Source organism: Sphingobacteriaceae bacterium GW460-11-11-14-LB5, assembly GCA_002151545.1.
Taxonomy (GTDB): Bacteria; Bacteroidota; Bacteroidia; order Sphingobacteriales; family Sphingobacteriaceae; genus Pedobacter.
Map to the genome: position 1 here is coordinate 5,550,091 of CP021237.1, position 26,561 is coordinate 5,576,651.

Genomic DNA, 26,561 nt, shown 5'->3' on the forward strand with positions numbered 1-26,561 from the left:
TTTTGAGTTATAATTTAATCTCTTCATCTTTTGCGGAGATGAAGTGAAACTCAGTTAAGTAATATGATGATTGTGCCTTAACTTTAATCCATTGGCCATATTTAAAGAACCAGCGGCGTTGAAGGTTGAAAATGCCTTTTGTAATATAAGCTTCGATGTATGGGTGTACGCAAAGTGTTACACCTTTTTCATTCTGCTCTCTTAAAATATAATTAAGGTTGTTCTCAATATCATCCATTAAAACGATACTCGCTTTAATTTCTCCGGTCCCATCGCAGGCCGGACATTTTTCTACCGTAACAATATTCATTTCCGGACGAACACGTTGTCTGGTAATTTGTACCAAACCAAATTTGCTTGGAGGCAAAATAGTGTGTTTGGCTCTATCCAATAACATCAGCTCACGCAAATAATCGAATAGCATTTTACGGTTTGTTGGTTTGTGCATATCGATAAAATCGATTACCACAATACCGCCCATATCGCGCAGGCGCAATTGACGGGCAATTTCTTTAGCCGCCTCTTTGTTTACCTGTAAAGCATTTTCCTCCTGGTTTTCTTTACTGGCAGTACGGTTTCCACTATTCACGTCTATGACGTGGAGTGCTTCAGTGTGCTCTACTACAAGGTAAGCACCACCTGGTAAGTTTACTGTTTTTCCAAAAGCATTTTTAATCTGCTTTTCTACACCGAAATGATCGAAGATAGGTTCTTTCTGTTTGTACAGTTTAACGATCTTTTCCATTTCAGGAGAAATATCGTGAACATAAGAACGAATATCATCGTACAGCTCTGGTGTACTTACGTAAACGTTTGTAAAATCAGGGTTCAGAATATCACGGATTAACGTTGATGATCTGTCCATTTCTCCCCAAACTCTTTTTGAAGGTTCGGTAGATGGCATTTTTTTAATGAAGTTTTCCCATTTAGCAATTAAATCTAAAAGATCTTTTTGCATTTCGGCAACCCCTCTGCCTTCAGAAACGGTTCTGATAATAACCCCAAAATTTTGAGGTTTAATACTTTCAATAATCTTTTTTAAACGATTACGTTCGGTATTACTTTTAATTTTTTTTGATACAGATATGGTATTGGAGAATGGCACCAGTACCACATACCTGCCGGCAATCGAAATGTCGGAACTTAAACGCGGACCTTTTGTAGAAATTGGCTCTTTGGCAATTTGTACAGGGAGGAGCATGTTTTTACTGAGCACATCAGAAATTTTGCCTGCCTTATTAATATCGGCTTCTAGCTTTAAATTATCTAATAATGTGCCTGTAACCGAGCCATTACGCTTGATCTTCGTTAGCTTAATTAAAGATTGCACCTGAGGGCCCAAATCAAAGTAATGCAAAAAAGCATCTTTTTCATAACCAACATCCACGAAAGCAGCATTCAGGCCGGGCATAATTTTTTTAATGCGGCCTAAATAAATATCGCCTACAGCGTAGTTATTATTGATTTGTTCTTTGTGAAGCTCAACAAGTTGTTTGTCTTCAATCAACGCTATGGTAACTCCGGCAGGAGTCGAATTGATAATTAATTCTTTTACCAACAGCTACAGATTTAAGGCTTTCGCCTATTAACAAATGGATAGTAAATAAAAACAGTGATGTAGCCAAAAAGATATACAATAAAAAAAATCATATAAATTGTTTAAACCTCATAGTGTTTACTATGAGGTTTAACTGGCTTTATCAAAATAAGAAACTATTTTTTCTTATGTCTGTTTTTTCTTAAACGTTTTTTACGTTTGTGGGTAGCCATTTTATGTCTCTTTCTTTTTTTACCGCTTGGCATAGTTTTAAGTTTTAAATGTTTTTATTAATCTGTTAATTAATTTTTATTCTTTAGTTCAGCCACCTTCTTATCAATGAATGAAGATAAGGTTGGGTTAGCCGCTAATTTTTTGCTTGATAGGTAAGCATTTACTGCTTCTTTATTTCTGCCTAAATTTTCTAAAGCTGTTCCTAAATAAAAATAGGCTTCAGGGGTTGGAGCAGTGGCAATTACGGTGTTAAAACGAGGAATTGCTTTGTCAAACTGACCTGATTTTATCGAGAACAATCCTAAATTCATATTTGCCTTTACATTTTTAGGTTCTTTAGCCACAACTTCTAACAACATGGCAATACCTTGCATTGGTGCGCCTAAGCCGTTTACTATGGTTACACCTAAGCCTGTTTTAGCTTCAATGTTTGTAGAGTCTTTCTCTAGTGCATTTTTGTAAGATGCATTGGCTTTCTGCAATAAAACAGGCTGCGCTATGCTATCTTGTGTGCTTTCAAAAGCTTTTATAAACTGATTACCTGCAGCTAACCACGATTTTGATGACGGTTCGCCTTGGGCTACAACTTCTAAATACAGTGCAGATGGAGTAATTTGTTCAACATCATCCCATTTCTGGGCCAGTTGTTTAGCAAGTTCAATCTTTTCTGCGCCATTTGCGCCTTTGTAGCTATTTTCTAAAGCTGTAATGTCTGTAGCCAAATTTTTATTGATCACATTTTTTGCAGCAGTAGACGAAGTTTCGAGGTTTAGTACCGATGTTGTTGATGGAGAAGCTGCTCCGGCCATTTGGCCACTTGAAGGCATTTTTCCATTTTCTTCCGTTGGTTTAACCAAACCCTTAATGTCTCTTGTAAATAAGAATGCAACAAGCAATACAATCGCTCCAATAACAATGGTTTGTTTAGATCTGATGTTGCTATTCATATATTAAAGACTTAGGCTTCTACGTTAATTTTTTTTGAATTACTTTTCACTTTATCAACAAATACTTTTGCTGGTTTAAAGCTAGGAACGAAGTGTTCAGGGATAATTATTGCAGTGTTTTTTGAGATATTTCTCGCAGTTTTTTGCGCTCTCTTTTTAACAACAAAGCTTCCGAAGCCTCTAACGTATACATTTTCACCGCCAATCATGCTGGTTTTGATAACCTTGAAAAATGCCTCAACTGTTTCCTGTACATCAACCTTCTCAATTCCGGTTTTTGTTGATATTTCTGAAATAATATCTGCCTTAGTCATATTTTATTATTTATTATATTATTATGTTTTAATATTACTACTGTTTTGGGGTTGCAAAAGTATTGCTTTTTAATGAGATAGGGAAATAAAAGATGATTTTTTTATTGCCAGACTTATCAGGCAATTGCAAGTTTTTTTTTAATCGGATAAATAGACCGTAATTTGCACCAATGACTTTTCAAAATGAACTCATCAATTGGTACCTAATAAACAAGAGAGATTTGCCCTGGAGGCATACCCGGGATGCCTATACCATCTGGTTATCAGAGGTTATTTTACAACAAACACGGGTAGAACAGGGGCTTCCATACTTTAACAGGTTTTTAGAAAATTTCCCCACAGTAGCCGATTTTGCCAGTGCTACCGAAGCTAAAGTTTTAAAGCTTTGGCAAGGTCTGGGTTATTACTCAAGGGGGAGGAATATGCATGCCACTGCTCAAATTGTGGTGAAAGATTACCATGGAATCTTCCCAAATCTGCATGATGAGCTTATAAAATTGAAAGGAATTGGTGAATATACCGCTGCTGCCATCTCCTCATTTTCGTCGGGTGAAGCACGGGCTGTGGTTGATGGAAACGTCTTTCGGGTACTCTCCAGGTTCTATGGTTTAGCTACCCCAATTAATAGCCCGGCCGGCAAAAAAGAGTTTTATGCGCTTGCAAATGATTTGCTGTACAAAGAAGACCCGGCCTTATATAATCAGGCGATTATGGAATTTGGGGCCATGCAGTGCAAGCCAAAATCGCCCAATTGTGGTATTTGTCCGCTTAACCAGAACTGTTATGCATTTAACCAGGGTCAGGTAAATGTGCTTCCGGTTAAAATCCGTAAAGCCGAACAAAAACATCGCTATATCAATTATTTTGTTTGTTTTGAAGGTGAAAAAGTATTAATCAGGGAACGGCAGGCAGGAGACATATGGCAGCATTTATATGATTTTCCTGGTATGGAAACAAAGGAAGCCTACGAATGGAGCGATCCATTATTCGTCGGTCAGGTAAAATCTGCATTCGGAGATGAGGCCAGTTTTACTTTTATAAGCGCCAAAAAACACATATTAACTCACCAAATAATCCATGTGCAATTTTTTGCATTAAAAAATTATATATTTAACTTTAGTAAACAAAAGGAACTTAATTGGGTTTCTTTAAGTAAATTAGATGAGTTACCGCAACCAAAAGTAATCCATGATTTTGTTCAGGAATATTTTTATAAGAACATATGGAGTAACTAACCATCTTATTCGGTGCGCATTTAGAAAACGAAACAACTAACCAAAAATATTTATGTCTGGGATTAACAAAGTTATTTTAGTAGGCCACTTAGGCAAAGACCCTGAAGTGCGACATTTAGACGGTGGCGTAACAGTAGCCAGTTTTCCATTAGCTACATCGGAAACATACAACAAAGACGGTAAGAGAGTAGAGCAAACGGAGTGGCACAATATTGTGTTATGGCGTGGCCTGGCCGAAGTAGCTTCGAAATACCTGCAGAAAGGCAAACTGGTTTATATAGAGGGTAAGCTAAGAACAAGATCCTTTGAAGATAAAGAAAAGGTTAAAAAATATGTAACAGAAATTGTGGCCGAAAACTTTACGATGTTAGGCAGAAAAAGTGATTTTGAGCAAAGCCCGACTACACCAACGCATCAAAGCTCTGAAGCAAAAATTGAAGATGAATTTACCATTGGTCCATCAGATGAAAATGGAGACCTTCCGTTTTAATTAGGCGTTTAAATACATAAAATAAGCTACCTGATGAGGGGTAGCTTTTTTTATGCCCTTTTATTTCATGAAGCTAAAATCATGAGGCAAAAAAAACTCCTGCCAGCAAGACTGGCAGGAGTTTTTTGTGATCGCACTAAAACCGTTAATTAATTTTAGTGTAGTAAATATTTAACTTGATCTTACTTGCAGTTGCATTGCTGGCACCAATAATCGATCTTTCAGCAGAAGTGGCGCTAGGTGCTTTCTGAAAATCGGTATAAGATGTAGGGGCCAGGAATGTGCCATAATCTTCCACGTCTTTATCAATTAAGCTTTGCACATAACTGGTTACAATAAAGATGTAGCGTTTCTTTAACGAATCAAAATAACCGCCAAAAAGTGATGCACCACCAGAAGCGCTGCTTGAAAACGTTGCATAATCAGGTATATCAGCAGCTTGCTGTGCAATATCCCAGCGGTATAAAGAAAGTCGTTGAGCAGCATTAAAAGGATATGCTGGCGCACTTTCGCCAAGCTCAACCACTAATTCTGCCTTGTTGATAATTGCTTTTCCATAAGTGCTTGTAAAGCTTGTCAATTGTGGGAAAGTGAGTTTGGTTTTTACACCAGCCAAGCCTTGTAAATACGTTACATTATATTGTGGCGCTGGATCTATTGGAACTGCAACATCAATTTGTTTTTGCACTTCTGTGCCTGTGTAATCGTGTTTAATGTTTGCCGCTACTCCTGAAATTAAAGTTGCACTTCCGCTGGAGTTTGAAACTAACCTGCCTACAGGGAAATTTACACTTGTTGTATCTATCCCGTTTGATGAGTTCGTTTTTTTCCAAACCAACTGCAGGTAAGAGTCAGTTCCCGAAAAGTTAAGGAATGCAATCCCGCCAACACCTGTAGAAGATGTTTTATTGATCTGTGCATATAAACCTTTAAACGATTCTATAAACTTCGCATCTGTGGCTGTTCCTGTGGTACCTAAGTTTAATATGGCGTTTTGTATAAATGCCTTGTTTAAAGGGATTCTGATTTGCGCAGGTACCGTTTTTAAAGTATCGGCTTTACCAGTAACAATATCAAATACCTTTCTTTTGGTATTTGGTGCTAGTTTACCTGTAAAGTTACCTAAGAGTGTATTGTTGATGGCCTGTACATCAGAACTTTTATAAGTTGTAACCTTATTGGCTAACTGATAAACATCAATACTGTATTTAGAATTGGTGGTATCGCCGTAAAATTTGGTTAATGTAGAGGTTGTATCAATTTTTAATACCAAAACTGCAGAGTCTAATACCGGAGAAGTACCGAAATCGTAACTCGTACTCACCGGGTAAACCGTTAAGGCTAAAGCAGCTTCCGTTTTTCCAAAAGTAGGGTCTACCATATATCCCAATGGATAACGGTTTAATCCGTAGGTATTGGCGGCGTCTTCTTTTACAAGTTGAGACTTCACCTGAGATACCACCAGCGTTCCGGTAATGGCTGTAGCTGGATCAACATCTAAACCCACACCATCAGGGTTTTTGCATGATGCAAAAAGAAAAAGACCTATCAACAGGGTTAATAAGTCTTGTTTTGTAAATTTCATATTTAAAATAATAATACCTAATTAAGCAAGTGAAACCAATTCGTCATTCGAAATTTCTTCATAAAAAGTATAGAAGTTTTCAAAATTCTCGGTTAAGTTAAAAGCTAATGTTGGCTTATTGGAATCTTTAACAAATTTTAACACATCTTTATTTAGGTTTTCATCTGCTAAAACAACTGCGTCTGAGTGTGTTATGGCACCAATGTGCATGCTGTCGCAATCAGAAGGCAAGAATGCTTTCGTATCATCTTCAGTCATATTGGCCATCACTGCTTTCTTAGAAAAATTAGGATTTAATTTCTCTGTAAAGCCATCCTCATAAACAGAATATACTACTTTCGAATTTTTAAAAGTAGGATCGTTTTTATAAGTCGTTTTAATGTAAGCAGGTACTAGTGCACTCATCCAGCCATGACAGTGAACGATATCTGGTGCCCAGCCTAATTTTTTAACCGTTTCCAATGCGCCTTTACAGAAGAAAACTGTACGTTCGTCATTGTCGTCGAAGAATTTTCCGCTCGCATCTCTAAATACTTGTTTGCGTTGGAAATATTCTTCATTGTCTAAGAAATAAACTTGCATGCGCGCAGCTGGGATGGAGGCTACTTTAATGATTAAAGGATTATCGTTGTCATCGATAATGATGTTCATTCCTGATAAGCGGATTACTTCGTGTAAACGATTTCTTCTTTCGTTGATGTTACCAAATTTAGGCATCAAGATGCGGATTTCGAATCCTTTTTCTTGCATGGCTTGTGGTAATTGGCGCGTGATTTCAGAAATTTTAGTAAGCTCGAGGAAAGGCGACATCTCGTGTGTAACAATCAGCAGCTTCGTTTTTGCCATCTCCATATTCTAAGAAAATATTAAGTTAAATAAAAGATAATGAGCTGCAAAGGTAAGCATAATAATACTATTTATCAATATAGCAAGCATTTGTTTGGTTTCGTTTAGATTAATTTACACCTTTACGGCTTTAATTTAGTTTGTCCAAATTGGAAATATTTAAAACCAAAGCAGCACTTAAGGCTTTTTTAAAACCCTTAAAAGCATCAGGTAAAAAAATAGCACTTGTGCCTACTATGGGTGCCTTGCACAATGGCCATATATCGTTGATAAAACTGGCACAGCAAAATGCCGATATCATTATCTGTAGCATTTTCGTAAATCCAACACAGTTTACTGATCCTAAAGATTTAGAGAAATACCCGCGCCCAATCGAACACGATTTGGCCATGTTGGCCGATGCCGGTTGTAACGGGGTGTTTATGCCTAATGTAGAGGAGATGTATCCTGCAGGGGCCGACGAAGCCTGGCACATTGATTTGGGTAATGCCGAATTCCTATTGGAAGGCGAATTTAGAAAAGGCCATTATCAGGGCGTAACGCAGATTGTAAAAAAACTGTTTGATGCCGTTGAGCCCGATGTGGCCATGTTCGGACAGAAAGATTTCCAGCAGGTATTAATGATTAAGAATATGCTGGCTTATTTTAAGCTGCCCATCACCATTATTACCTGTCCGATTATCCGCGAAGATGATGGTTTAGCCATGAGTAGCCGGAATATCCATTTATCAGCCGATGACCGCACACATTCGCTCGTGCTGAGTAAATCGCTGCAATTCGTTACCGATCATTTTAATGAATATTCACTTGCAGAACTGGTAGATAAGGCAAAAGCCTTCTATCAGGATATTGATGGTGTAGAACTCGATTATTTTACAATTGCCAACGGGAATACACTCGAGCCTGCCAAATCAACAGACGAAAATAACTTAGTTGCCCTGGTTGCTGCGAAAGTAGGATCGACCAGGCTAATTGATAATATGATTATAAAATAAGGTAAAATGGGAGCGGTAAGATGGATGAGGTAGTTATGATCCTTTTTCCATCATCCATTTTCCATATTACATCACTCTTACATCTTCTGTTAGTGAAACTCCAAACTGATTACTAACTTTGCCGAATGGTTATCACAATATTAAAATCGAAAATACACCGTGTTAGGGTAACACAGGCCGAGTTAAACTACGTTGGCAGTATTACGATAGATGAAGATTTGATGGATGCAGCTAACATTATCGCTAATGAAAAGGTGCAGATTGTAAATAATAATAATGGTGCACGTTTCGAAACCTATGTAATTAAAGGCGAACGCGGTACCGGAACCATTTGTTTAAATGGTGCTACAGCCCGTTTGGCACAGCTTGGCGATATTCTGATCATTATGTCTTACGGCTCATTGCCGATAGAAGAAGCTAAAAAATATAACCCAATATTGGTTTTTCCTGACGATAACAATCATTTGCTAAAATAACCTTGTGATATTCGACCTCAAAACAGCGCTAAAGTATATCATCCTGTTTTTAATAGGAGTAGGGGTTTTATATTTAGCTTTTCGGGGTCAGGATTTAGAAAAGATTTGGCAGGAAATTAAAACAGCCAATTACTTTTGGGTGTTTATTTCTGCTGTTGCTGTTTTAATTGCCCATGTATTGAGGGCTTTGCGCTGGCAGATGCTCTATCAGTCTATCCATTACAAAGTAAGTTTCTGGAATGCCTACCACGCCGTCATGATCGGTTACTTGGCCAATCTTGCATTACCCCGTTTTGGTGAGATTGGCCGCTGTTCTGTTATTCATAAAGCAGAAAAGGTACCTATGTTTGCCTCCATTGGCACTGTAATTACCGAACGGCTTTTTGATGTACTGGTGCTTTTTCTCACCAGTGTAGCCATGGTGACCTTTCAATATGATATCGTTTCCGACTTTTTGTACAATGTCATTTATCTTAACCTCGTTAAAAAATTAGGTGCCATTAATTATTTATGGCTGCTTGGAATTGGCCTTGTTTTGCTTTCCCTTATTGTCGTCGCAATCTATTTTCTCCGTCAAAAATTCAGTAATAAATTCCTGCGGATTTTTGTAAACCTTCGTCAGGGCTTTGGCTCTTACAGTAAACTAAAGCAAAAAGGTTTGTTCTTAACCTATACCCTGGGTATTTGGCTATTCTACTCACTTTCCATGTATTTTGCTTTTTCTGCTATCCAAGCTACCGCGGGCTTACACTTTAATGCCGCATTTACAGCCATTGTTTTTTCTGGTTTTGCCATGGCAGCACCAGTTCAGGGCGGTATTGGTGTTTTCCATTGGATGGTTGCCCAATCCTTGGTATTATATGGCATATCTTTTAAAGATGGGTTGGCTTACTCAACCATTATCCATTCTTCGCAGGTTTTGTTGATTTTAGTTTTAGGGAGTTTGAGTTTGTTCCTGATCTTGACTAAGAAGGAAACAAAGTAATTCTTTACAGGGCTATCGAAACCGAATATGGCTGCTTTTGCTTTCCAAAAAAAAGCAAACAATTAAATAGTCGTTTCAGGAAAGCTGGTTAGTGGTTTTTAGGTCGATTCCTGTCCCGTCATTCGCTATAGTCCAGATGAAGGATCTGGAGCTGCCGCTACTGCCGGGTTTAGGTGGCTAAATGGTGTTACTATTCTTGGTTAAATAAACCTGACCGACAGCGTTATCCAGATTCTTCATCTGGATTAAGCCAAGGGCAGGGCTATCGGAACCGAAGTTTTACTGCTTCTGCTTTTCAAATAATAAACCAGATCGATTTTATAGCAGTGACAAACCATGCCTATTACAGCTGACAACAAAATCAATTTAAAAATAAATTACTATGCAGCCATAGTAATTCGGATCATAAATGCTACATTTGATTTACTAACCTTTTATACATAAATGTTATGCATTTTGAATTAAGTGAAGAACAATTAATGATCCGGCAGGCTGCACGCGATTTTGCGCAGCAAGAACTAAAACCTGGCGTAATCGAAAGAGACGAACATCAGAAATTTCCGGCCGAGCAGGTAAAAAAACTGGGAGAACTTGGTTTTTTGGGGATGATGGTGAGCGAAAAATATAACGGGAGCGGACTCGATGCCATTTCATATGTGCTGGTTATGGAAGAGCTTTCTAAAATAGATGCCTCTGCATCAGTAGTGGTTTCGGTAAATAACTCATTGGTTTGCTACGGATTAGAAGCCTACGGCAGCGAAGCTCAAAAAGAAAAATATTTAAAGCCGTTGGCGGCTGGAGAAAAAATAGGGGCTTTTTGTTTATCAGAGCCCGAAGCCGGATCTGATGCTACCTCGCAACGCACCACTGCTGAGGATAAAGGTGATTATTATCTGTTAAATGGTACAAAAAACTGGATCACCAACGGAAGTACCGCATCAACTTATCTGGTTATTGCACAAACCCATCCTGAGTTAAGGCATAAAGGTATTAATGCTTTTATTGTAGAAAAGGGAATGGAAGGTTTTACGGTTGGACCAAAAGAAAATAAACTCGGTATCCGCGGATCTGATACCCATTCTTTAATGTTTAACGATGTTAAAGTGCCAAAAGAAAATAGGATTGGCGAAGATGGCTTCGGTTTTAAATTTGCCATGAAAACTTTAGAGGGTGGAAGGATCGGTATTGCGGCCCAGGCTTTAGGTATTGCACAGGGTGCTTTCGAGTTAGCCACACAGTATGCTAAAGAACGTAAATCATTCGGAAAACCAATTTCAGAACATCAGGCCATCGCTTTTAAACTGGCCGATATGGCTACACAGATTGAAGCCGCCAGGTTATTGGTTTATAAAGCGGCCTGGTTAAAAGATCAGGGTTTGCCTTATACACAAGCGGGTTCTATGGCCAAGCTGTATGCCTCGAAAGTGGCAATGGATGTAACCATCGAAGCGGTACAGGTACATGGTGGTTATGGTTTTGTGAAAGAATATCATGTAGAACGCTTAATGCGCGATGCGAAAATTACTCAGATTTACGAAGGTACATCTGAAATACAGAAGATGGTGATCTCAAGAGAAGTGATAAGGTAATCGATTAGTCCAGAGTCGGTAGTCCTTAGTCTGATACGACTCAAGACTATAGACTCTGGACTCTGGACTCCAGACTTATTCTTTCTCCCCAGCTACAGCGCTAAATACCGCTTTAATCAGGGCTACAACAATTGCTAAAAATGCCGCAGAAATAAAGCCTGAAGTACTAAAAGAGGTCATCATGTTATCAACCAGTAAAATCATTAATACAGTAATGATAAATGATACCAATCCGAGCGTTAAGAAATTAATAGGGAATGTGAATAGCCTTAAAATAAACCCGATGGTTGCATTTGCCAGTGCAATGAGCACGGCGGCAATAATTGCGTTTCCATAACCATCAACGTTTACGCCCGGAACTAGTTTTGCGCCTATAAAAAACGCCAGTCCTGTTAAAAGGATTTCGATAATAAATCTCATAATTGTTTATTTTTGTAAATGTTTAAATGCTTTTTTAAATACCAGGCCGCAATTGTTATTGCCCTATTTGCACTTTCATGTTCGAATACAAACAACAGGCCAATAATTAAGTTTTCTGAGGATAGTTCATCAATAATAATTAAAAATATTGATGAGGCGAGTCTGTTACAGGTTAAAAACGCCTATCAGGCTAATGCAGATACACTTAATCTGGTTTCTGTTTTGATAAAACCAGGCGATCTGGACAGTATACAGGATGAGCTGGAAGTACCTGGTAAGGTTAAAGTACTTGGCGATTCGCTTGTATTTAATCCCGATCAGCCTTTTCTTAAGGGTAAAGAATACCTGGTTGAGAGTTACATCGGAATAAAATTTGCAACCGCAGGCGATCTGATTATGGGGAAGGGTAAGCAGAACTTAAAAGCGCAGCGACAAACACTTAAGCGGTAATAATCAGCATAATAATTAGCGCAGGTGTTTGATTTTTTCTAAAAAATTACTACATTTGCATCGTAATCGAAGAAAAGAGAAGGGGACAGTGTCCCCTTTTTCTATGAAATCAGGTTAAAATATGCAGGTAGAAAAGAGAGTTGCAGCCCTCGTTGAGGAAAAAATAGCAGATCGGCCAGAACTGTTTTTGGTTGAAGTAAAAATGTTGCCAAACAATAAATTAATTATTCATGTTGATGGCGACGAAGGCATTAGCATACAGGATTGTGTGGCCATAAGCAGGCATGTTGGTTTTCATCTCGAAGAAGAAAACGCAATAGAACAGGCTTATAATTTAGAAGTTTCTTCTCCGGGTGTTGGTGAGCCTTTAAAATTAATCCGTCAATACAATAAAAATATTGGCCGTACGGTAAGCGTTAAGCTGAAAGAAGGATTAAAAAAGGAAGGAAAACTGCTTGCAGTTACAGAAAATAACCTGCTGATTGAAGAATCGGTTAAAGAAAAAGGGAAAAAGGCAGTAGCAATTGAAACAGCTATTCCGTTTAATGATATATTAGAAACAAGTGTGTTAATTTCATTTAAGTAAAAATGAGTACTACAACAATTAATTTGATCGACTCTTTTCAAGAGTTTAAAGATTTCAAAAATATAGATCGCCCAACAGTGATCAGTGTGCTGGAAGAAGTTTTTCGTAGCATGTTGCGTAAGAAATACGGAACAGACGAAAACTGTGATGTTATCGTAAATCCGGATAACGGGGATTTGGAGATCTGGAGAACGAGAAAAGTAATGGAAGATGGATTTTCTGAGGATGATGATTTAGAGATCGAGCTTGCTGAAGTTTCTAAATTAGACAGCACTTTAGAAGTTGGCGATGATTATATCGAGCAGATTACTTTAGAAAGCTTTGGCCGTAGAGCAATTTTAGCTGCACGCCAAACTTTGGTATCTAAAGTATTGGAATTAGAGAAAGACGAAATCTTCAAAAAATATAAAGATAGAGTAGGTGAAATTGTAACAGGTGAGGTTTATCAGGTTTGGAAGAAAGAAACTTTGGTTTTAGATGATGAAGGTAACGAACTTTTAATGCCTAAAACAGAGCAGATTCCAGCTGATTATTTCAAAAAAGGCGATTCTGTAAGAGCAGTAATCTCTAAAGTAGAAATGATTAATGCCAATCCGAAAATTATCATTTCGAGAACAGCACCAGAATTTTTGCAACGCCTGTTCGAACAGGAAGTTCCTGAAATTTTCGATGGTTTAATTACCGTTAAGAAAATTGTTCGCGAACCAGGAGAACGTGCTAAAGTTGCTGTTGAATCGTACGACGATCGTATCGATCCGGTTGGCGCATGTGTGGGTATGAAAGGATCACGTATCCACGGTATCGTTCGCGAGTTGAAAAACGAAAACATTGATGTGATTAACTTCACCAATAATATTTCATTATACATTACCCGTGCTTTAAGCCCGGCAAAAATCACCTCTATTAAATTGGATGATGAGACCAAACATGCATCGGTTTACTTAAAACCAGATCAGGTTTCATTAGCAATCGGACGTGGCGGACACAATATTAAGTTAGCTGGTAAATTAACCGGTTATGAAATTGATGTGTATCGTGAAGCTGGAGAAGAGAGCGATGAGGATGTTGATTTAGAAGAATTCTCAGATGAGATTGATAGCTGGATCATTGATGAATTAAAGGCTATCGGTTGCGATACTGCTAAGAGTGTATTAGCACTTACAGTAGAAGATTTGGTAAAACGCACCGACCTTGAAGAGGAAACCATTAAAGAAGTGGTTCAAATTTTGAAGTCAGAATTTGAATAAGTGGTGTAATTGCCAAATAAACACTACTTTTGTATTAAATAAAAAACAATAACAGGAGCTAAATGTCAGACGACAAACCAATCATTTTAATTAAAGCTATTAAAGAACTTAATATAGGCATGGGTACGGCCGTTGAGTTTTTAAACAAAAAGGGATTCTCTGCCGAGAAAAGCCCTATGTTTAAACTTACGGGAGACATGTATAATGCCTTATTGAAAGAGTATCAGGGAGATAAGATCGTAAGAGAAGAAGCCAAACAAATAGTGATTGGTAAAATACGTCGTGACGAGCCTGAGACTGAAAAGCCAGTAGAAGCGCCGAAGAAGAATACCGATTTTGAGAAAAATGAAGAGATTTTAATTAAAAATGCTCAATCATTTACCCCTCCGGTAGAAAAACCAAAGGTTGTAGAAACACCTAAGGTAGAAACGCCAACACCAGCACCTGCGGCAGCAGTAGAGCCAGTAAAAGAAACTAAGGCAGAAGATAAGGTTGAAGAAACTGGATTACCAGGAGTTAAAATTGTAGGAAAGATCGATTTAAACGACCTTAACTCAAAAACACGCCCGGCTAAAAAAGAAGAAACACCTGCTGCACCAGCACCTGTTGTAGAACCACCAGTGGTTAAAGCACCAGAACCTGTAAAACCAGTTGAGCAACCTAAAGCGGAAGAAAAACCGGTTGAGGTTAAAAAGGAAGAAGCGCCTGCTGCACCAGCACCAGCTGCAGAACCGCCAGTGGTTAAAGCACCTGAGCCTGTAAAACCAGTGGAACAACCTAAAGTGGAAGAAAAACCAGCTGAAGCAAAACCGGTAAGCAACGAGCCTGAGGTAATTAAAGCACGTACCGTTAAATTAACCGGTCCGAATATTATTGGTAAAATTGTTTTACCAACAACACCGGATAGAAGAAACGGCCCTGTAGCATCATCTAGCGATAGTGAAGCCGCTAAACGTAAGCGTAAACGCAAAAAAACTCCGGGAGCTCCAGGTCAACCAGGCCAACACGGTGGTCAGGGCCAGCAAGGACAGAATAATCCTGCAGGTCAAGGTCAAGGCCAGGGTGGTGCGCCAGGACAACCTCGTCAACCTTATCAAGGTAACAGACCAGGTGGCGGTACACCATACCAGGGTAACAGACCAGCCGGGCAAGGTGGAACACCTTATCAGGGAAATAGAAATAACAACAATAACAGACCAGGTTTCCAAAATAGAAATGCTACACCAAGCGGACCTAAAGAAGAACCTACTGAGAAAGAAATTCAAGATCAGATCAAAGCAACACTTGCCCGTTTAAGTGGAGCTGGTAAATCAGGTAAATTTGCACAACGTGCTAAATTGCGTCGTCAGAAACGTGATGATGTAGCATCGAATGCAGAAGAGGCTGCAAATGAGCTTGAATCGCAATCGAAAATATTAAAAGTAACAGAATTTGTTACGGCTAATGAGTTAGCGAGCATGATGGATGTACCGGTTACCAAAATTATTGGTACTTGTATGAGCCTTGGTATGTTCGTTTCCATTAACCAACGTTTAGATGCTGAAACCTTAACCATCGTTGCAGACGAGTTTGGTTACGAAATTCAATTCGTTAAACCAGATGAGGATGAAGAAAATGTAATTGAGGAAGAAGATAACGAGGCAGATTTAATCGAAAGAGCTCCGGTTGTGACGATTATGGGTCACGTCGATCACGGTAAAACCTCATTGCTGGATTATATCCGTAAAGCAAATGTGGTAGCTGGTGAGGCAGGTGGTATTACCCAGCACATTGGTGCTTATATGGTAACTACGCCAACCGGTAAAAAAGTAACTTTCTTAGATACCCCAGGTCACGAAGCCTTTACAGCGATGCGTGCACGTGGTGCTAAGGCAGCAGATATTGCCATTATTGTTATTGCTGCAGACGATGCAGTGATGCCTCAAACAAAAGAGGCGATTAACCACGCACAAGCGGCAGGTGTACCATTGGTATTTGCTTTCACTAAGGTAGATAAACCAGGTGCAAATGCAGATAAAGTACGTGAGCAATTATCGGTAATGAATATTTTGGTTGAAGATTGGGGTGGTAAATATCAATCACAGGAAATCTCAAGCAAAAGCGGCTTAAATGTTGATTTACTTTTAGATAAAGTATTATTAGAAGCTGAATTATTAGAACTGAAAGCGAATCCGAATAAGAGAGCTACAGGTACTGTAATTGAGTCGGCATTAGATAAAGGACGTGGTATTGTAACTACAGTATTGGTTCAGGCTGGTACATTAAGAGTTGGAGATCCAATCTTAGCAGGTAGTTACAGCGGACGTGTAAAAGCATTAACCAACGAGCGTGGTGCTAAAGTAGATTCTGCAGGTCCATCACAACCGGTACAGGTTTTGGGTATGCAGGGTGCGCCTACAGCAGGTGATCGATTTAATGCTTTAGAAAGTGAAACCGAAGCACGTGATATTGCAAACAAACGGATGCAGTTACAACGTGAACAAGGATTACGTACACAGAAACATATTACTTTAGATGAGATCGGTCGTCGTTTGGCTATCGGTAACTTTAAAGAGCTTAATATTATCGTTAAAGGTGATGTGGATGGTTCAATCGAGGCATTAGCCGATTCATTGTTAAAACTATCAACTGAGCAGATCCAGATCAATATCATCAGTAAAGGTGTTGGTCAGATTTCAGAATCTGATGTATTGTTAGCTTCAGCTTCAGATGCGATTATTATTGGTTTCCAGGTTCGTCCATCAACAGGTGCACGTAAACTTGCAGAAGCTGAGCAGATCGATATCCGTTTATATTCTATCATCTACGATGCAATCAACGAGATTAAATCGGCGATGGAAGGTATGTTGGATCCGGAATTTGAAGAGAAAATTGTGGCGAATGTTGAGATTCGCGAGACTTTCAAAATTACTAAAGTGGGTACCATTGCAGGTTGTATGGTATTAGATGGTAAGATTACCCGTAACAGTAAAATCCGTATCGTTAGAGATGGTGTTGTAGTGTACACAGGTGAACTGGCCTCGTTAAAACGCTTTAAAGATGATGTGAAAGAAGTGAATAAAGGTTACGAGTGTGGTTTAAACATTCAGAACTTCAACAACATCGAAGTTGGCGATATCGTAGAAGCTTACGAACAGGTAGAAGTAGCTAGAAAACTGTAATCAGTTTCAGATAAAATAAAGTAAGGGCATCAATAATATTGATGCCCTTTTTGTTTGAGAGAAATTATTTTATGCTTTTTAAAATCTGATTGTATGATGATCTCATGGATAGGTACCTCATATAGTTCGGCGATTTTGACCAGTTGCGACACCGCAAAATCTACCTCATTATTTTCCCACTTTCGATAAGCAACCCTGCTTATGCCAATTACATCAGCAACATACTGCTGTGTATAATGATATCTATCCCTGTACCTTCTTAAAGTAATCCCTATATCTAACATGTTGAGAAACGTTAACGATTATGTAATTGTATTATTTACTTGCTATGTGTTTAATAAGTAAATAATGATAATAAGGGATTGTCAAAATTAATATTTTTTCTCAGTTTCTTTGCAAGAAAAAAATGAAAAAATATATCAAATTAGGTGCTCTGATATTATTATTTGGGACCGTTACTGCATCGTTTCATGGATGTAAAAAGAAAGATTTGCCAGTAGTTGTAGAGTCTGTAAATGAAAAGGTTAGTGTTGGTCAGTTGAAAGTCTATTTAGGAGAATTAATAACTATAGACACTTCGAAAATTAAGTATAATGAAGAGAATGAAAAATTTTCTGTTTATGGAATTGAGCAGATTGGTAGGGAAGAATTAATTGCTATGTATATCAAAAAGAATAATAAGTAATATGAAAATATTTAAATTAATTTGTGCTATTCTATTTATATTCTCAATTAATTATGCTAAAGCACAGAAGAACTACGGCGTGATAGCTGATTTTGAAATTCTTCCCTCATATTTGCAAAACGGAAAAATTATTATTAATTATAATCAGGAAACCACGCTGGTTAAATATTCTGTATCCTATAGTAGGCCATCAGTTTTTCCTGTTACAGGCCCTTATAAGCCAGTGGATTTTAAAATTGCAATAGGAACACGAAACTCTGATAATGAAATTTCACCTTTTTCAGAGTTTATACAGATTACAAACTCTAATTTTAAATCTGGTGTTTTTATAAAGAAGGATACATTTTCGGTTAATATTAAGAAATCGAAGCTAGTGGAAGGTAAAAAAATATATTTATTTTATCAAACCGCTGATCAGGCGCAAGTTGTCGCCTATGATAAAGTTTATGATTTTCAAACAAACACAACAACACCTGGGAATGGAAACCCAGGGACAATTACGCCTCCAACCTACACAGTTCCTACTATTGGGGCTGTGCCGTTTTATGAGTATTACGATTCCTCTAGAGGAACTCATTTTTACTCAACGGAATGGCTTGGAGTAAACTATTCTACGATTTTAGGTTATGTTTTTAAAAATCAAGAACCTGGAACAGTTCCTTTATATGTTTATTATAGTGAGACTAAACTAAAATATCATTATAGTACTCAATTAGCAAGTAATTTCGGGGATTATGTATCTCGGGGTATTGCATGTTATGTTTATCCTGCTCCCGTAACTAAAACAAGAGCAGTTATAAGATATTTTAATCAAGATAATGGCGATAATTATCTTTTTGACGGCCCTGGGACTTTTGCGGGATACAGCTTAGAGGGTATCAAGTTTTATATTCTTCAGAATCCTCAAGCTACAACTTACCCATTACCTGAAGAGGATACAATGGAGCTATACGAATATTATAGTACCAGTAAAGGGGAGCATTTTTATACTACATTAAAGAAGGATAGGCCTGATTATTACTATTCAAAGGTATTAGGTTATGTTTATTCCATACAAAAACCAGGTTCTGTGCCCTTATATAGATACGTTAATTTAAATATTCCTTCCGGAAACCATTATTATACCATTAATCAACAAAATTATGCTGGTTATACCTATGAGGGTATTGTAGGTTATGTTTATAATAATAGCAATACCTCTGGTACAACTCCAGTTTACGAATATTATAATTCAAGTGTGGTAAACCATTATTACAACACAATCAATTCGTCTTTTGCAGGTTATTCGAACGAAGGAATCAAATTTTATATGCTTCCTTATAATAATTAATAACATTTAAAACTGTAATATTTTACGTACATAAATGTTAAAAGAGCTTCAATAATAAATTGAGGCTCTTTTTTTGTAGATATTTGTCAGTTCAACTACCAAACTACTTAATGATTGAATTAACCAAAGAAACATTACCTGTAAAAAAGAATTTCGATTTTGTTAACACCATTCGTTGTATCTCAATGATGGGTATTGTATTTGAGCATAGCCACATTGTTCAGGCGCCGATGTATAACACAGCCAGTGCTACAATAACCGAAGCAGGAGTGATACAGTTTTTTAAATTCTCTACCGTAGCATTTTTCTTAATAGGTGGGTTTTTAATAAACCATAAATTCCAAGAATATTCGGCTGGTCAATATTTAAAAAATAGGTTTAAGAATACCGTAAGTCCATGGCTTTTCTGGATGGTTGTTTTTATTGCAATTACCATGTTGGATAGATGGATAGCACACAGTAAGGGAAGCGATGGTGGATTAATGTTTACAGATTTCGGAGCCTATATTTCCGATTTTGTTTTTAGGGTATTATTCTTCAGCCCTTACTGGTTTATCCTTAATTTTTTGATCTGTATTACCCTGTTATTAATATTTAAAAAATACCTCTATAATTATTGGTTAGGCATATTTTTTGGACTTATTTCACTTGTATATAGTGTAAATCTATATTTTAACTGGTTCGAAACTACACATACTTCTGCCTTATTCGGTTTTGTTTTTTACTTGTGGCTTGGTGTATATTTAAACAGATATTATGCTGCAGTAATGAAGTTTGTAAAAGATACACGATGGATAACATGGATCTTTTTTCTGATTTTGACCTTTGCCTTAGGAATTTTTGAATCGGTACACCTGATTGAGTTAGGAAGTAAAGATGCATATAATACGCTGAGAATATCGAATATCATCTATTCGTTTGTGGCGTTTGGCGTGCTGTTAAAGATTGGAAGTATTCAAATTCTTGATCGCCTCAAGCCACGTGAAACCACTTTCGGGATTTATTTGTTGCACAGTATTGTAATAGAACGGTTTTTGCCATTGATTTTTCAGCCATTGAAATTAGATGTTCTACATTATAATGTGTGGGAGAACACTGCTTTGTTAATCGTAAGGTTTATAATAGCATATTCAATTAGTTACCTGCTGTCAGCATTAATTATCAAAACCAGGATGAAATGGACTGTTGGCCAGTAATTTTAGCTTAGCAATTGTTTCATGCTGTTTTTGAAGGCTTTTCTAAATTTTTTAAAGTTGAAATAAGCACTTTTAAATATTTCATTTTTAAGGTACCATTTTAGGGTAAGTTCATTAATTTGATCAGATATTAGGACATCCATCCATTTATTGAACAAAAATCGGTTAAGTGTTTCTTGATCATATCTTTTAGAAATATTATTGGCTGATTTAAGTTCGTGGAGCAAAAGCAAATAATCGTTTAAATGTGTTCTAAGGAGGGTCCAGTTAAATAATTCGATATGTGGGCTTAACCATCTTTCATGATTAGGTAAGCCTATACGCTCTTGCAAATGACTAATGATTTTTCTTTCGTTTGCCAGCCTTGTACCGAGATTTAGCGCAGACGTGTTATGGCTGTGAACGCGGTAATTGACAAAGGTTTCGTTAAGGTTTGTCACTTTGTATTTTTCCGCCATCCTTATAAAAAGATCAAAATCTTCTGAGATACTATAGTTTTGATAACCATTTAGTTCATTAAAAACACTGGTTTTAAACATGGTTGTTGAATTTACAAATGGGTTACCAAATAACATAAATAAGTCAACATTATCTACAGGTACCATCAGCTGGTCGCCCGTTTTATCACCATTCTCGTCGATAATGGTAGCATGGCCTCCGCATAGTGCAATTTCTGGGTTAGCCGAAAGAAAGTTGTACTGAAGTTTAAGCCGATCAGGCTGAGCAATATCATCACCGTCTAATATCGCAATATACTCGCCCCTTGCAAGTGTTAATAAACGGTTTCTTGTATAAATCAGGCCTTTGTTACCGTCGTTGTTCACCAATCTGATTCTATTGTCGGTGAAAGATTCAACAATGATAGCAGTATCATCTGTCGAACCGTCATTGACAACGATCAATTCAAAATCTGAAAAACTTTGGGTTAAAATACTATCTATGGATTGTTTGATGAAATCTGCCTGGTTATAAGCAGCCATAAAAACAGTTATTTGTGGTTGTCCCATTATTGTGCGCTGGTTTTTAAAGTATTTAGCTTTATTATACTGAAGACATATAAAATGCGAGCTAAAGTGATAATTTCAAATATACCAACAAACTAAATATGGAAGCCTAAATGCAATTAAATAAAAGTTAATACATTATTTATTCTTTAATTTGCAGCCAATTTAAACAGAAAATAGCAGTTGTTATTATATCAGAGATTAGATGAAGAAAATATTGTTTATAAGCCATAACTTAGGTAGAACAGGCTCGGAAATGCTACTTTGGTATTCTTTAACCAACTTAAACAAGGATAAGTTTTTACCACTTTTATTTACGAAAGATAAGGGCGCCTTAATTGATGATCTGCCGGCTGAAATTAAACATTTCTTGCCTTATAAAAAAAATCCAAAAAAATCTTTAAGGCTTTTGAGGTCTTTTTTAAAGATCTTTAAGATCGATTCATTAGAATATCAGTTAAGCCAGATCCATAAAAAAAATAAAGTCGATTTTTGGTATGTAAATACCATTGTAATACCTGAAGTTTATCCCATTGCTAAGAAATTGGGGGTGAAGATTATTACGCATGCACACGAATTGCCACTGGCATATAATTTTGTTTCTTATACCGGTTTAGAAACAATTGTTTCATCATCAGCAGCGCTGATCGGCTGTTCTGAAGCAGTGTGCGATAAGATTAGCGGTATGGGCCGACCTGATGTGAAGTTGTTATATGGCTTTATCGATATTAATAAAATAATCTGTACTAAATCAGCAGCGGAAGTAAAGGCGAATACTGGATTTGCTAAAGACGATTTTGTTTGGGCAATTTCCGGTAAAACTTCGTTAATAAAAGGGGTAGATTTTTTAGTTTCGCTGCTTAAAGACTTGCCTGGGAATATTAAAATTATCTGGATTGGAGGCGAGGAAGATACAGGAATTTATTATTATACCAAGAAGACGGTTGAGCATAAATTTCCTGGGCGGGTTAAATTTTTAGGGGCACAAAGTGATGAGTACTACAACTATCTTAACTCCGCTGATGCTTTCTTATTATTGTCTAGAGAAGATTCATTCCCCTTGGTAATGCTAGAGGCCGCTGCATTGGGGAAACCAATTGTAGGCTTCAATTCGGGTGGGATTAGTGAGTTTGTGAAGGGCGGCACAGGCATAGTTGTAGACTCTTGGAGGACAAAAGATCTGGCTACTGCAATGATGGAAGTCAAAAATAACCCAGAAAGGTTTAATGTAGACGAAATTAAGATTCAAGCAGCCCGTTATGAAGTAAAAAAGCAAGTTTCAATACTGGAAAATATATTGGAAAGCATAAACTGATTTTATAAATCGTTTTCTTACTCTTTTACATCATTGGGGTTTTATTAGTTATTAAGATTCGAGCCCGTCTTTTAATGCCTGTAAATAGTGGTGGCCATATTTTTGATCTGGCTCTAAATGGCATCCTTCTGCCCATTCGTTCCAGGCGTTTACAAACATTAGTCGCTCTTCTCCTTGAAAATTCTCTTTGGTGTATGCCGCGGTTTTTGCAACCCATTCCTTAAATTTTTCTGGGCTTGAGTTCACAAATACAGTGGCATCTTTAGCCCTTCGAGCAGAGTTGTCCCAGCTAGGGAAAACGGATCGGAAGTATTTATAATTTTTAGGCTCCTTTTTGGCCATTTTCTCAACCATTTCCTCGTAGTCGAATACTTTATTCGCCAGTAACCCACTTTGTTTTAAGGAGCTGTTGTGTAAGATCTTTCTGAATAAATGACTAAGTGGTTGTTTTTTGCTGTATTTCTGAAGCTCGATCGAAAAATCTGGAGCAAACTCCATGCTCGCATCGAAATCATGGTATTTAGGATCAAAATCTCTTTTAAAGTTTTCAACCCTAATGAGATAAATGTCATCAAATCCAGCTTTTTTAGCTTCCTCCCGCCAAATCTTTACAGCCTCGTTGATGTTTGGATGGAGCTCAGATCTGTACATTAAATAAACAGGTTTTCCATCTATTTTTATGTATCTTTCATCCTTAAAAAAGGGCATCAGATATCGGATGTGATCAAGATCATCATTTAAATCATACTCTTGCTTAATTAAAACATCAGCTTCTAGTCCATCCCATCGCCTCGTCCAGTTTTCATTGGCCCAGCATAAGCAGAAAGGGAAATCGGGTTTACTAGATTTTAACATTTGCTCTATCGGTGTCTCCATTAAAAGTTTTCCATTAAACCAATAGTGATAGAAACAAAAGCCATAAATGCCATATTCTTTGGCAAGGGTAGCTTGCTCAACCATAGTATCTAATAATCTCAGGTCGTAAAAACCCAAATCTGCTGGTAGATGTGGCTGATAGTGGCCCTTAAATTTTGGCCTTGATTTGGTGACATTTGTCCATTCTGTAAATCCTTTTCCCCACCAATTATCATTTTCTTTAAAAGGATGAAATTGAGGTAGATAAAGTGCAATGGCCTTAAGCTCGTTTTTGCTGTTAGAATTGTGCATAAAACTGTTTTTATATTAGTAGCCCATTTTTAAAGCGAAATTAAATCTACTGATGAGATTCCTCTTTTTTAAATCTGGGAAAAAGTGCTGATAATTTTCGATCATTTTTACGATCAGAAATAGATTGTATTTTTTCTTTTTTGAGTAAGCTTCAAACAAATCAGAGATCAGCTGTTTATCTTGATGACTTAGGTTTGGGTAATTTTTTAAGATTTCCAAATTCTTCGTTTTTTCTAAAAACCTGGCCACTTTTTGGTTGCTGGAATTAGCTTGTTCTTCTTTATTCATTACAGAACTACCGTGTATGCGGTGTCTGGTTAAATTCATGTTCAAATACGCAATTTTCTTATGGTAAAGTGCAATAAATCCCATCCACCAATCGTAATAACCCGAACTTGGAATGGGGAAAATATAAGGAATAAATATTCGTGAAAGTAGGGTAGTATGCCCCGTTACGAAATTATAAAAAAGCAAACTTCTGAAATCTCTTTCCCTAAGTTTAAATGATGGGTGAAGGAGCGTTTTGCCTAAATCGTTATTATGTTCATCAACAAATATTGAGTTTGAGAATATGAGCCAGTTATCATCTATATGATTTAATAAAAGTTCGAGTTTGTTTAACTCCCAGATATCATCCTGGTCACTAATAGCGATATAATCTCCGGTAGTAAGTTCTATTGCTTTTTCGAAATTCTTATTAAAACCCAGATTCTTTTCATTTTGATACAATTTGATCCGGGGAAAACTTTTTTCAAGACTTTTTACAATATCTACCGTATTATCAGTCGAACAGTCATCAACAATAACAACTTCAATATTTTTATAGGTTTGGTTAACAATACTCATTAACTGTTCCTGCAAATACTTTGCTCCATTGTATGTACACAGTGCTATAGAAATTAGAGGTTGCATCATCAGCAGAAAAAAGATTTATGCATTTACAAAAACGACCTTAACTGCATCTTCAAATTTTTGCTCTTCCTGGTAAAGTGCATCGCGGTAAGAGGTGAAATTTTTAATCTCCTCCTCGTAATGATCTAAACAAGTATGAATCACTTCAACAATTGCACTAATATTATCGTCAGTTTTGTCAAAGCGATATTTGTCAAGGATTGGCATATCTTCATCAAATGCAGCCGATCCTTCTCTACCGATAATCATACAGCAGCGCATAATGCAGGCTTCTCTTGGCATTCGCTCCTTACCCGGATGGTAACCGAAATCTACGTAAAGCTTAGCTCTGTTCATTCTGTCGGCTACCTCTTCCGGTGTTAAGCCTTTTAGTGCTACCCAGTTTAGTGATGGCGTTTTTGCAATTATTTTTTGTAGATACTCGCCATTTTTTACAGGATTATAAATGATGATATTTTCTTTCTCAATCTGATTATTTACACGGTTGAAAAACTGATGATTCATGTAATCTGATATCTGGCCGATCGGTTTTATACCGGCTTTAGCCAGATGATCCATTGAGAAATAAGAATGGCCAATATTTGCAACGTCCATTTGCCTGATTTTTTCTAATGTTGCAAACTGAATGGGATTGTATAATTTCCTGATCCAGTAGGATGGTTTACGCTTAGTCCGTCTGATAACAGGCGCTAACATTTTGTAATAATTGGTTACGCTTAACCACCAGATTATTTTTTTGATTTTACTAAATTCCTTTTTAAATATAATTTCAGGAGAAGTTTCCGGTATAATTAAGAAGTTAGATGTTGAATTCTCCAACGCAGTTACGTAAGGAACATGATAGCTTTTATAAAATGGATGTACAGGGTCAATATTACTGTCTTTAATCGGAAAATAATACATCTTAGCATCCATACCCATGCTGATCAGCTGGTGTGCCAACTGGTGTAATGCTTCGGGCCCACCGGTTGCAAAATTTGGGGCACAGAAAATATAGATGGTAGAATCTTTCTTTATCTTAAGCATCCTGTTTAATATCTAATACATATAATTTTTTAGGCTTAAAAGCTTTGTAATATTGCCTAACTATGAACTTAATGGGTTGAAGGTTGCAAAACCATGCTGAAAACCAATTGCCGGAGATATAATAGCGGGTAATGGTGGTTGTCATAAAACGACTTCTAAATGCATGATTATATTTTTCAATAAATTCTTTTCTTAATCTATAAAAAGATGCATCTGGATTGCCATTGCTTTTATGAATAATATTAAAGTCGATTACATAGGCACTGAAACCTAGCACATCGGCAATTAGGCATAAATCAGGCCCGTAAAGATGAAATCCTGATAAATTGTGCGATAGTGCCAAATTCGCACTGTTTTTAACAACCATGAAGTTTTCATCAACGGTTCTTGTCCTTAATGGCAATCTTTTTTCTTTAATGATATGGCCTGATCCTTGCGTTAAATTAGTGGCAATCCATTTAAAGTTTACTCCTCCAGCATTGGCTAAAATAGCCCAGTTGGGATCATTCTTCTCGATCTCTGAAATCCTTTCCGATAAATGGTTCTGATCGTGATCGTGTATGATAATATCCTGATGGCACAAGATGATATATTTCCCCTTTGCCTGTTGAAGAAATTGATTTAACCCCTTAAAGGCTTCAAAATTACAGGATTCGGAATTATCAATAAACAAATATTCACAGCTTTTTTCATCAAATCCTTTGTTAAGAAATGAGTTTAACATTTCTTCGTATTCTGCTTTTCTGGTTACGAGTGTACATATAGAATACTCGTATGCATAAACGGGTGAAGAAATTGATCTGGCTAAATTTAAAACTGTACTCATAAA

At 37.1% G+C, this 26,561-nt stretch carries 26 protein-coding genes; 14 read left to right on the forward strand and 12 right to left on the reverse strand.

Going from position 1 to position 26,561, the window contains the following annotated elements; translation table 11 throughout:
• Positions 1-7: 7 nt before the first annotated feature.
• The 3 genes from CA265_22665 to CA265_22675 all read right to left on the reverse strand — a co-directional run bounded on the left by CA265_22665 (position 8) and on the right by CA265_22675 (position 3,032).
• Positions 8-1,558, reverse strand: a complete 1,551-nt coding sequence (locus tag CA265_22665) for a ribonuclease E/G (GenBank protein ARS42308.1) — start codon at positions 1,556-1,558, stop codon at positions 8-10.
• A 281-nt stretch (positions 1,559-1,839) separates the two neighbouring features.
• Entirely contained in the window at positions 1,840-2,718 is an 879-nt protein-coding gene (locus CA265_22670) for a hypothetical protein (protein ARS42309.1), read from the reverse strand.
• A gap of 11 nt (positions 2,719-2,729) precedes the next feature.
• Positions 2,730-3,032, reverse strand: coding sequence for an integration host factor subunit beta (locus tag CA265_22675; GenBank protein ARS42310.1), 303 nt, complete (start codon positions 3,030-3,032; stop codon positions 2,730-2,732).
• A gap of 170 nt (positions 3,033-3,202) precedes the next feature.
• On the opposite strand from CA265_22675, the gene CA265_22680 reads away from it, so the two are divergent.
• Together CA265_22680 and CA265_22685 are read left to right on the forward strand one after the other, a co-directional pair.
• Positions 3,203-4,267 (forward strand): A/G-specific adenine glycosylase, encoded by a 1,065-nt coding sequence (locus CA265_22680; GenBank protein ARS42311.1) that lies wholly within the window; start codon positions 3,203-3,205, stop codon positions 4,265-4,267.
• Positions 4,268-4,319: 52 nt separating this feature from the next.
• Entirely contained in the window at positions 4,320-4,757 is a 438-nt protein-coding gene (locus CA265_22685; protein ID ARS42312.1) for a single-stranded DNA-binding protein, read from the forward strand.
• Between the two features lie 145 nt (positions 4,758-4,902).
• Here CA265_22685 and CA265_22690 read toward each other — a convergent pair whose 3' ends face one another.
• Positions 4,903-6,342 (reverse strand): hypothetical protein, encoded by a 1,440-nt coding sequence (locus CA265_22690; GenBank protein ARS42313.1) that lies wholly within the window; start codon positions 6,340-6,342, stop codon positions 4,903-4,905.
• Between the two features lie 21 nt (positions 6,343-6,363).
• A complete protein-coding gene (locus tag CA265_22695) occupies positions 6,364-7,188 on the reverse strand; it encodes a starch synthase (GenBank protein ID ARS43099.1) in 825 nt (274 codons plus the stop codon).
• 149 nt (positions 7,189-7,337) lie between these two features.
• Between CA265_22695 and CA265_22700 the strand changes: the two genes are divergently transcribed.
• The 4 genes from CA265_22700 to CA265_22715 all read left to right on the forward strand — a co-directional run bounded on the left by CA265_22700 (position 7,338) and on the right by CA265_22715 (position 11,233).
• Positions 7,338-8,183 (forward strand): pantoate--beta-alanine ligase, encoded by an 846-nt coding sequence (locus CA265_22700; protein ID ARS42314.1) that lies wholly within the window; start codon positions 7,338-7,340, stop codon positions 8,181-8,183.
• Between the two features lie 125 nt (positions 8,184-8,308).
• Positions 8,309-8,659 (forward strand): aspartate 1-decarboxylase, encoded by a 351-nt coding sequence (locus tag CA265_22705; GenBank protein ID ARS42315.1) that lies wholly within the window; start codon positions 8,309-8,311, stop codon positions 8,657-8,659.
• Positions 8,660-8,663: 4 nt separating this feature from the next.
• On the forward strand, positions 8,664-9,644 hold the full coding sequence (locus CA265_22710) for a hypothetical protein (GenBank protein ARS42316.1): 981 nt from the start codon (positions 8,664-8,666) through the stop codon (positions 9,642-9,644).
• A gap of 449 nt (positions 9,645-10,093) precedes the next feature.
• Positions 10,094-11,233, forward strand: a complete 1,140-nt coding sequence (locus tag CA265_22715) for an acyl-CoA dehydrogenase (protein ARS42317.1) — start codon at positions 10,094-10,096, stop codon at positions 11,231-11,233.
• A 75-nt stretch (positions 11,234-11,308) separates the two neighbouring features.
• Here CA265_22715 and CA265_22720 read toward each other — a convergent pair whose 3' ends face one another.
• On the reverse strand, positions 11,309-11,653 hold the full coding sequence (locus CA265_22720) for a hypothetical protein (GenBank protein ID ARS42318.1): 345 nt from the start codon (positions 11,651-11,653) through the stop codon (positions 11,309-11,311).
• Between the two features lie 18 nt (positions 11,654-11,671).
• On the opposite strand from CA265_22720, the gene CA265_22725 reads away from it, so the two are divergent.
• The 4 genes from CA265_22725 (at position 11,672) to CA265_22740 (ending at position 17,097) form a co-directional block, all read left to right on the forward strand.
• On the forward strand, positions 11,672-12,103 hold the full coding sequence (locus CA265_22725; GenBank protein ID ARS42319.1) for a hypothetical protein: 432 nt from the start codon (positions 11,672-11,674) through the stop codon (positions 12,101-12,103).
• Positions 12,104-12,224: 121 nt separating this feature from the next.
• Positions 12,225-12,689 carry a ribosome assembly cofactor RimP gene (locus tag CA265_22730; GenBank protein ARS42320.1) on the forward strand — a complete coding sequence of 155 codons (465 nt, stop codon included), beginning with the start codon at positions 12,225-12,227 and terminating at the stop codon, positions 12,687-12,689.
• A gap of 2 nt (positions 12,690-12,691) precedes the next feature.
• Positions 12,692-13,936, forward strand: coding sequence for a transcription termination/antitermination protein NusA (locus CA265_22735; GenBank protein ID ARS42321.1), 1,245 nt, complete (start codon positions 12,692-12,694; stop codon positions 13,934-13,936).
• A 62-nt stretch (positions 13,937-13,998) separates the two neighbouring features.
• Positions 13,999-17,097 carry a translation initiation factor IF-2 gene (locus CA265_22740; protein ARS42322.1) on the forward strand — a complete coding sequence of 1,033 codons (3,099 nt, stop codon included), beginning with the start codon at positions 13,999-14,001 and terminating at the stop codon, positions 17,095-17,097.
• A 29-nt stretch (positions 17,098-17,126) separates the two neighbouring features.
• On the opposite strand, the gene CA265_22745 is transcribed toward CA265_22740, so the two are convergent.
• Positions 17,127-17,381: a hypothetical protein gene (locus CA265_22745; GenBank protein ARS42323.1), complete on the reverse strand. Its 255-nt coding sequence runs from the start codon at positions 17,379-17,381 to the stop codon at positions 17,127-17,129.
• A 122-nt stretch (positions 17,382-17,503) separates the two neighbouring features.
• On the opposite strand from CA265_22745, the gene CA265_22750 reads away from it, so the two are divergent.
• The 3 genes from CA265_22750 to CA265_22760 all read left to right on the forward strand — a co-directional run bounded on the left by CA265_22750 (position 17,504) and on the right by CA265_22760 (position 20,308).
• Positions 17,504-17,782, forward strand: a complete 279-nt coding sequence (locus tag CA265_22750; protein ID ARS42324.1) for a hypothetical protein — start codon at positions 17,504-17,506, stop codon at positions 17,780-17,782.
• Position 17,783: 1 nt separating this feature from the next.
• The gene (locus CA265_22755) at positions 17,784-19,112 is read left to right on the forward strand and encodes a hypothetical protein (GenBank protein ARS42325.1); all 1,329 of its coding nucleotides are present in this window, start codon (positions 17,784-17,786) and stop codon (positions 19,110-19,112) included.
• A gap of 110 nt (positions 19,113-19,222) precedes the next feature.
• Entirely contained in the window at positions 19,223-20,308 is a 1,086-nt protein-coding gene (locus CA265_22760; GenBank protein ARS42326.1) for a hypothetical protein, read from the forward strand.
• Between the two features lie 2 nt (positions 20,309-20,310).
• Here the strand turns inward: CA265_22760 and CA265_22765 are convergent, their stop codons facing one another.
• On the reverse strand, positions 20,311-21,315 hold the full coding sequence (locus tag CA265_22765) for a hypothetical protein (protein ARS42327.1): 1,005 nt from the start codon (positions 21,313-21,315) through the stop codon (positions 20,311-20,313).
• Positions 21,316-21,517: 202 nt separating this feature from the next.
• Here CA265_22765 and CA265_22770 point away from each other — a divergent pair, with 202 nt between their 5' ends.
• On the forward strand, positions 21,518-22,627 hold the full coding sequence (locus CA265_22770) for a hypothetical protein (protein ID ARS42328.1): 1,110 nt from the start codon (positions 21,518-21,520) through the stop codon (positions 22,625-22,627).
• Positions 22,628-22,678: 51 nt separating this feature from the next.
• Here the strand turns inward: CA265_22770 and CA265_22775 are convergent, their stop codons facing one another.
• From CA265_22775 to CA265_22790, 4 genes are read right to left on the reverse strand one after another with little or no spacing between them, the layout of a single operon-like run.
• Complete coding sequence (locus tag CA265_22775; GenBank protein ID ARS42329.1) at positions 22,679-23,794, reverse strand: glycosyl hydrolase; 1,116 nt, start codon at positions 23,792-23,794, stop codon at positions 22,679-22,681.
• Between the two features lie 15 nt (positions 23,795-23,809).
• Entirely contained in the window at positions 23,810-24,709 is a 900-nt protein-coding gene (locus tag CA265_22780; GenBank protein ID ARS42330.1) for a hypothetical protein, read from the reverse strand.
• A gap of 15 nt (positions 24,710-24,724) precedes the next feature.
• Positions 24,725-25,732 carry a hypothetical protein gene (locus CA265_22785; protein ID ARS42331.1) on the reverse strand — a complete coding sequence of 336 codons (1,008 nt, stop codon included), beginning with the start codon at positions 25,730-25,732 and terminating at the stop codon, positions 24,725-24,727.
• Positions 25,725-26,558 carry a hypothetical protein gene (locus CA265_22790; GenBank protein ID ARS42332.1) on the reverse strand — a complete coding sequence of 278 codons (834 nt, stop codon included), beginning with the start codon at positions 26,556-26,558 and terminating at the stop codon, positions 25,725-25,727. Before CA265_22790 ends, CA265_22785 begins: the two co-directional genes overlap by 8 nt.
• Positions 26,559-26,561 lie beyond the last annotated feature (3 nt).